Raw genomic sequence first — 7,402 nt, 5'->3', positions numbered from 1 at the left:
ATCGGAATGGGTTCAGCAGACTGCGCGCAGTTCCGTGGCCGCCAGCGGCGCGTCGGAGGTGACCAGATAGCGCTGCAGGGTCGAGCGCTCGTCGAGCACCAGCCAGTCGGCGCCGTCGCCGAGTTCGCCCCGGCGGGCCCTGGTGGTGATCCCGAATCCGGCGCCGGGGGCGGTGGACGCGCCCTCGATCGGCGACACCGGGATCGCACCGATCTTGCGCACCGCGGCCTCGGCGACGACCGACTCGATCCGGGGGTCGACAGCGAGGGCGATCCGGTCGCCTGCGTCGGCGCCACGGGTGAGCAGGAGCCGGGCCAGGCGGTTCGCCCAACGGTCCAGATCGGCGTCGGCGAGGTGACCGGCGACCGGCGCGGCGGAGCGGCTGCGCATCGGGATGACGTTGTCGGCGGGTGCGGTGACCAGGGTGCTCATCGTGTTCCCCTTCGAAGGCTTGACGGGTGTCTGTGGGTACACCTCTAATCTCGTCTTCGGGAGGGGGATCCGACAGCAACCCCAGCGTTGGTGCGCCGACTCCCAGGGGGATCGATTACCACCCCTGGGTGGGCGAACCCCGGCGGCGGCAGCCTCGTGCGCGCGCCGCCGGCCGCCGTGGGTTTCGCCTCAGCGGGCGTTTCCGCCGATGCTGAAATGCGCGCCGGTGGGGTCGATCAGGCCGGCGAGGCGGCCGTAGGGGGTGTTCATCGGTTCGAAGGCGACGGTGCCGCCGAGGGCGACCGCTTGTTCGGCGGACTTGTCGACGTCGTCGGCGCCGAAGAAGACCGTCCACGAGCCGGGTACGCCGTCGGCGAGATGGCCGTTGGCGTCGAGGATGCCGCCGCCCATGGGCGGGGTCGCGTGGATGGTGGTGTAGCGGAAGTCCGCGGTGTCGGCGATGGTGAGGGTGTCGCGCCAGCCGAAGATGTCGCGGTAGAAGACCAGGGACTCGTCGTAGGCGCGGGTGATCAGCTCGAACCAGGACGGGACGCCGATGTGGTCGGTCCATGTCCCGTCGGCGACGATGCCGACCGCTTCGAAGCCCGCGAAGGTGTCGGCTTGCCAGACACCGACGCCGATACCGCTGACATCGGCGATCACCGCCATCGCACCGAGATCGCCGACCGCCATCGGTTCGACGATGACATTGCCGCCCGCTCGACTCACGTTCGCCGTCGTCGCGAGGGCGTCGGGGGAGTTCAGGTAGACGGTCCAGCGATCGGGGTACGGGTCGCCCGGATCGTCGTGCCGACCCATCGCACCGGCCACGGCTCGGCCGTCCTTGCGCAGGGTGGTGTAGCCGCCGAACTCCTCGCCGCCGCGTTCGGCGGTCCAGCCGAACAATTCGCCGTAGAAGGCGATCGCGCGGTCGAGATCAGTGGTGTAGAGGTCGACCCAGGTGGGATCACCGGGTTTCGGGCTGAACGACATGACTTCTCCTCGGCTGAAGGGGTAGCGCGATAGAGACGCTGGCATGTTCGCGCGTCGGCATCGATCATGACGCGCCGACCGCCGAAAAGTCATCGCCGACAACCGTTGCACCCACGCGACCTGCGGAGGAAGATCGGGATCGCGAACTACGGCGCGCCGAATACGACACAGAGTAGGACCCGCGCGGAATGCTGCGGCAGCACGGTTTACGATTCACTCCAACGCATGTCTGCTGCTGTCCGTCCTTTCAGGCGCGGCCGACGCTGCGAGTGACGTACAGGCATCTTCAGGAGGATCAGTGACTGCGGTAGAGCCCAGGCCAGTCCCTCAGTTGGAAGCGACTCGACCGTATCCGGCCCGGACCGGGCCGAAGGGCTCGTTCCTCTACAAGGCGGTCACCACCACCGACCCCAAGGTGCTCGGCACCATGTACTTGGTGACGGCGATCAGCTTCTTCATGATCGGCGGCCTCATGGCGCTGCTCATGCGTGGTGAGCTCGCACGTCCGGGTCTGCAGTTCCTCTCGCCCGAACAGTTCAACCAGCTGTTCACCATGCACGGCACGATCATGCTGCTGTTCTACGCGACGGCGATCGTGTTCGGCTTCGCCAACATCGTCCTGCCGCTGCAGATCGGCGCACCCGACGTCGCCTTCCCGCGACTGAACGCGTTCAGCTACTGGCTGTACCTGTTCGGCGCCTCCATGGCGACCGCGGGCTTCGTGACCCCCGGCGGCGCGGCGGACTTCGGCTGGACGGCCTACGTGCCGCTCACCGACATCCTGCACTCGCCCGGTGTCGGCACCGACCTGTGGATCCTGGGTCTGGCCGTCTCGGGTCTGGGCACGATCCTCGGTGGCGTCAACATGCTCACCACCGTGGTCTGCCTGCGCGCACCCGGTATGACCATGTTCCGCATGCCGATCTTCACCTGGAACATCGCGGTCACCTCCGTGCTGGTGCTGCTGGCGTTCCCGCTGCTCACCGCGGCGCTGTTCGGTCTGGCCTACGACCGCCACCTGGGCGGCCACATCTACGATCCGGCCACCGGCGGCATCCTGCTCTACCAGCACCTGTTCTGGTTCTTCGGCCACCCCGAGGTCTACATCATCGCGCTGCCGTTCTTCGGCATCGTGTCGGAGATCTTCCCGGTGTTCAGCCGTAAGCCGATCTTCGGTTACACCACGCTGGTCTACGCGACGCTGGGTATCGCGGCGCTGTCGATCGCGGTGTGGGCGCACCACATGTACGCCACCGGCGCGGTGCTGCTGCCGTACTTCTCCTTCATGACCTTCCTCATCGCGGTCCCGACCGGTGTGAAGTTCTTCAACTGGATCGGCACCATGTGGCGCGGTCAGCTGACGTTCGAGACACCGATGCTGTGGTCGATCGGCTTCCTGGTGACCTTCCTCTTCGGTGGTCTGTCGGGCGTCATCCTGGCCTCGCCGCCGCTGGACTTCCACGTCACCGACTCGTACTTCGTCGTCGCGCACTTCCACTACGTGCTCTTCGGCACCATCGTGTTCGCGACCTTCGCGGGTATCTACTTCTGGTTCCCGAAGATCACCGGTCGCATGATGGACGAGCGTCTGGGCAAGTGGCACTTCTGGACCACCTTCGTCGGCTTCCACACCACCTTCCTGGTCCAGCACTGGCTGGGCGCCGAGGGCATGCCGCGTCGCTACGCCGACTACCTGCCGTCCGACGGTTTCACCACGCTGAACACGATCTCCACGATCGGTGCGTTCATCCTGGGCTCGTCGATGCTGCCGTTCATCTGGAACGTCTTCAAGAGCTTCCGCTACGGCGAGGTCGTCACGGTCGACGACCCGTGGGGCTACGGCAACTCCCTCGAGTGGGCCACCACCTGCCCGCCGCCGCGCCACAACTTCTACGAGCTGCCGCGGATCCGGTCCGAGCGTCCCGCGTTCGAGCTGCACTACCCGCACATGGTCGACCGCATGAAGGCCGAGGCGCACGTCGGCTGGGGCTCGGGTAAGCACAGCACGCACGTGTCCGAAGGCGCGCTCGCGAAGAAGTAGGACACCACCGAACGACAGGGTGTGCACCTGCTGGGTGACCAGCGGGTGCACACTCTTTTTGTGGGTAATCGAACGGAGCAGATCGACTTGGCCGACACCACAGTTCTCGTGACCGTCACCGGCCCCGACCGACCAGGCGTCACCTCGGTGCTGCTGGCGACGTTGTCCCGGCATCAGGTGAGCTTGCTGGACGTGGAGCAGGTGGTCATCAGGGGTCGCCTCACCCTCGGGGTGCTGGTGTCGTGCCCCAACGACCCCGAGGCGTTGCAGGACGAGCTCGAAGAGGCGATGAACACCGTCGGCATGCAGGTCGACGTGTCGGTCGACGCGCAGATCGGCAAGCCGCCGATGTCCACGCACGCGGTCGTGGTGCTCGGCGCCCCGGTCACCGCGAAGGCCTTCAGCGCCATCTCGCGTGAACTCGCCACCGGTGGCGCCAACATCGACTCCATCCGTGGCATCGCCGACTACCCGGTGACCGGGATGGAACTGATGGTCACCGCGACCGACACCAGCGACGAAGGCGACGCGCGGCTGCGCACCGCACTGGCCGAGGTGGCCGTCGCCGAACAGGTCGACATCGCGGTGGAACGGGCCGGGCTGGCCCGCCGGGCCAAGCGCCTGATCGTGTTCGACGTCGACTCCACCCTGATCACGGGCGAAGTGATCGAGATGCTGGCCGCGCACGCCGGCGTCGAAGACCAGGTCCGCGAGGTCACCGAGGCCGCGATGCGCGGCGAGCTCGACTTCGCCGAATCGCTGCGTCAGCGCGTGGCCACCCTCGAGGGCCTCGACGAGTCGGTGATCGAGGAGGTCGCCGACCGGATCGAGCTCACCCCGGGCGCGCGCACCACGATTCGTACCCTGCGCAGGCTCGGCTTCCGCTGCGGTGTGGTCTCCGGTGGGTTCCGGCAGGTGATCGAGCCGCTCGCGCACGAGCTGGAACTCGATTTCGTGCAGGCCAACACCTTGGAGATCATCGACAGCAAGCTCACCGGGCGGGTCGTCGGCGAGATCGTCGACCGGGCGTTCAAGGCGACCGCGCTGCGCAAGTTCGCCGCCGAGGCGGGGGTGCCGATGGAGCAGACCGTCGCGGTCGGTGACGGCGCGAACGACATCGACATGCTCAACGCGGCCGGGCTCGGCGTGGCGTTCAATGCCAAGCCCGCGCTGCGCGAGGTGGCCGACACGGCGCTGTCGCACCCCTACCTGGACGCGGTGCTGTTCATCCTCGGCGTCACCCGCGACGAGGTGGAAGCGGCCGACGCGCGTGACGGTGGCGTGCGACGGGTTCCGCTGCTCGGCCGGTAGCGTCACGCGGAATCGCGACCTCACCGACGTAGAGTGACGGCACAGGCACGTCGTCACCGCTCGTCACCGGGAGGTTGTTTGTGCGCAGGTCATTTCTCGTCCTGGTCGCCCTGGCGGGGCTCGGCGGATCGACCGCCGGATGCGGTGGCGACGAGACCGAACCGTATGACGTCACCCTCCAGCCGACCGCCGTCGCGCAGTCCGCGGCCGATCCGCTGACGATCGAGCTGCCCGCCAACGGCAGCACGGTCGTGGCGACGGTGGGCCAGCGCCTGCTGGTGCGTCTGCCGCGGGATCCCGCGTCGACCGGCGAGTGGGGGATGGTCAACGCCGAGAAGGGCATCCTGATCACCGACGGTGGGCCGACCAGTGAGGGCAACGCCACGGTGTGGCCGTTCCGGGCGATCGAACGGGGGGTGACCTCGCTGCAGTTCACGTACGGGCCGGCCAGCGAACCATCGATCGGCCCAGAGCCGACCTTCATGGTGGATGTCCGGGTGAGCTGAGCCGGGTCGGCGCGAGACCACCCTTGTCCCGGGGAAAGGCCCGGGAAGGCCACGCGCCCGCGCTATTAGGCTGGCGGGCGGACTGGTGTCGATCGAACGGGTGTTGTGGCATGGGTAGTGGGTTGGAAACCGAGGAACAGGCCGAGGCCCCGGTCCGCGACGAAGCGGCCGAATTCGCCGCTCGGCATGCGGAATTGGCGCAGGGCTACGGCGGCGGCGGTGACCCCGACGATCCGGCGATGGTGCAGGCGATGCAGATGGTGTTGCACATTCCCAAGGCTGACCCGCCCGCCCGCAGCGCACTGCTGGAAGCGGCCGCCGCCGCGGCGGTCGCGGTGTGCCTCGACCCGCGTTCGGGGCCCGGCGGGGAGTGGGAGCCGCGGTACCTCGCGTGGAAGCGGTCGCGGATCAGGAAGGTCGCCCGGCGGGCGCGTGGTGCGCAGTGGGTGGCCGCGGGAGACGTCGACGGGGTGACTGTCGAGGTCGACGGCGCGCAGGCCCGTGCGTTCGTTCCCGGCCCGGTCGGGGAGATCGATCAGCGCATCCGCAAACTCCAGATCGGCGGAACCGATCTCGACCACGACGAGCCGGGCCCGGCGGATCCGGCATCGCCGGTGCTGTGGGTGAACGCGGCGCTGGAGATGTCGGTGGGCAAGGCGGCCGCACAGGTCGGGCACGCGAGCATGCTGCTGGCGGGTGCGCTGCCCGTGGCCGCGGCGGCCGCATGGGCGGAGCGCGAATTCCGCTGCGCGGTGCGCGACGCCGGCGAACAGCAGTGGGCGGGGTTGGTGGCCGAGGTGGCGGCGGGTCGTGCGGTGGCTGTGCGCGACGCCGGTTTCACCGAGGTGGCGCCCGGTTCGATGACGGTGATCGCGGTGCCGCCACGGCAGTGATCGCCGCGACACGCGCGACGCGAATCCGGCAGTTGGGTTGCGGTTTTCGCGACTCGCCGCGATAACGCGGTGTGGCGGCAGCGCCTCACGGGTATACGTAACCGACAGCCGTGCACGTCGAGGTACAGGGAGGTTCCGCGATGATGACGACGATTGTGGTGATCCTGATCGTCTGGGTTGTGCTGTCGGTGCCGGTCTCCTTCGTCGCCGCGCGGATGTTGCGCAGCGAAGTTCGCAGCCCGGGTGACCCGTCGACGACCAGGATCGACGAATCTCGCACGGGCCGGTCGCTGCGCTGAGAGCCCGCGTGGGCCAAGATGGAGCGCGTGTCGCAACCCGATCCCGATCTGCTCATCGACTTCTCCGATGTGACCATCCGTCGCTCGGGCCGAACCCTCGTCGGCCCGGTCTCCTGGCAAGTAGAGCTCGACGAACGCTGGGTGGTGCTCGGCCCGAACGGCGCGGGCAAGACCTCGCTGCTGAGAATGGCCGCCGCCGAACTCCATCCGACCTCCGGTAACGCGAATCTGTTGGGGGAGACGCTCGGTCGCGTCGACGTCAGCGAATTGCGGCCACGTATCGGACTGTCCTCGGCGGCGGTGGCCAGCCGCATCCCGGTGGACGAGAAGGTCAGTGACCTGGTGGTCTCGGCCGGCTACGCCGTGCTCGGCCGCTGGCGCGAACGCTACGAGGACATCGACACCGAACGCGCGGTCGACATGCTGGAAACCCTCGGCGCCGAACACCTTTCCGACCGTACCTACGGCACCCTGTCCGAAGGCGAACGCAAGCGGGTGCTCATCGCGCGCGCCCTGATGACCGATCCCGAACTGCTGCTGCTCGACGAACCGGCCGCGGGCCTCGACCTGGGCGGGCGTGAGGAACTCGTCGAACGTCTCGGCGATCTCGCCGCCGACCCCGACGCGCCCGCGATGGTGCTGGTGACCCACCACGTCGAGGAGATCCCGCCCGGCTTCACGCACGCGCTGCTCCTCAAGGAGGGGGAGGTGGTCGGCCAAGGTCTGCTGGGCGATGTACTCACCGCCGAGAATCTGAGCAACGCCTTCAGCCAGTCGATCGCGCTCGACCGGGTCGACGGGCGGTGGTTCGCGCGGCGGGCTCGTCGTTCGGGCGGGCACCGGCGCCGTAACTGAGCGTCGGCTCGCCGCACTGACTCGCGAGCCGCGATTTCGCGCACCGACGGCCGGGCTGACCTGCCTGAGCGC

8 protein-coding genes are annotated in these 7,402 nt (G+C 68.3%); 6 read left to right on the top strand and 2 right to left on the bottom strand.

Going from position 1 to position 7,402, the window contains the following annotated elements:
* Positions 1–12: 12 nt before the first annotated feature.
* Together ACFULV_RS00430 and ACFULV_RS00425 are read right to left on the bottom strand one after the other, a co-directional pair.
* A complete protein-coding gene (locus ACFULV_RS00430; protein ID WP_378651613.1) occupies positions 13–432 on the bottom strand; it encodes an AMP-binding protein in 420 nt (139 codons plus the stop codon).
* A gap of 189 nt (positions 433–621) precedes the next feature.
* A complete protein-coding gene (locus ACFULV_RS00425) occupies positions 622–1,425 on the bottom strand; it encodes a VOC family protein (protein ID WP_378651610.1) in 804 nt (267 codons plus the stop codon).
* Positions 1,426–1,723: 298 nt separating this feature from the next.
* On the opposite strand from ACFULV_RS00425, the gene ctaD reads away from it, so the two are divergent.
* The 6 genes from ctaD to ACFULV_RS00395 all read left to right on the top strand — a co-directional run bounded on the left by ctaD (position 1,724) and on the right by ACFULV_RS00395 (position 7,330).
* Positions 1,724–3,466 carry a cytochrome c oxidase subunit I gene (gene ctaD, locus ACFULV_RS00420; protein ID WP_378633231.1) on the top strand — a complete coding sequence of 581 codons (1,743 nt, stop codon included), beginning with the start codon at positions 1,724–1,726 and terminating at the stop codon, positions 3,464–3,466.
* Between the two features lie 81 nt (positions 3,467–3,547).
* Complete coding sequence (gene serB, locus ACFULV_RS00415) at positions 3,548–4,777, top strand: phosphoserine phosphatase SerB (protein WP_378652394.1); 1,230 nt, start codon at positions 3,548–3,550, stop codon at positions 4,775–4,777.
* An 80-nt stretch (positions 4,778–4,857) separates the two neighbouring features.
* Positions 4,858–5,283, top strand: a complete 426-nt coding sequence (locus ACFULV_RS00410; protein WP_378651608.1) for a hypothetical protein — start codon at positions 4,858–4,860, stop codon at positions 5,281–5,283.
* A gap of 110 nt (positions 5,284–5,393) precedes the next feature.
* Positions 5,394–6,176: a peptidyl-tRNA hydrolase gene (locus ACFULV_RS00405; RefSeq protein WP_378651605.1), complete on the top strand. Its 783-nt coding sequence runs from the start codon at positions 5,394–5,396 to the stop codon at positions 6,174–6,176.
* A gap of 140 nt (positions 6,177–6,316) precedes the next feature.
* Positions 6,317–6,475, top strand: coding sequence for a hypothetical protein (locus tag ACFULV_RS00400; protein WP_378633237.1), 159 nt, complete (start codon positions 6,317–6,319; stop codon positions 6,473–6,475).
* 18 nt (positions 6,476–6,493) lie between these two features.
* Positions 6,494–7,330, top strand: coding sequence for an ABC transporter ATP-binding protein (locus tag ACFULV_RS00395; RefSeq protein WP_358063630.1), 837 nt, complete (start codon positions 6,494–6,496; stop codon positions 7,328–7,330).
* Positions 7,331–7,402 lie beyond the last annotated feature (72 nt).

This window comes from Nocardia sp. NPDC057272 (assembly GCF_042668615.1).
Taxonomy (GTDB): Bacteria; Actinomycetota; Actinomycetes; order Mycobacteriales; family Mycobacteriaceae; genus Nocardia.
The sequence above is the reverse complement of the archived record's forward strand: the minus strand, read 5'-3'. Positions and strand labels throughout refer to the sequence as shown.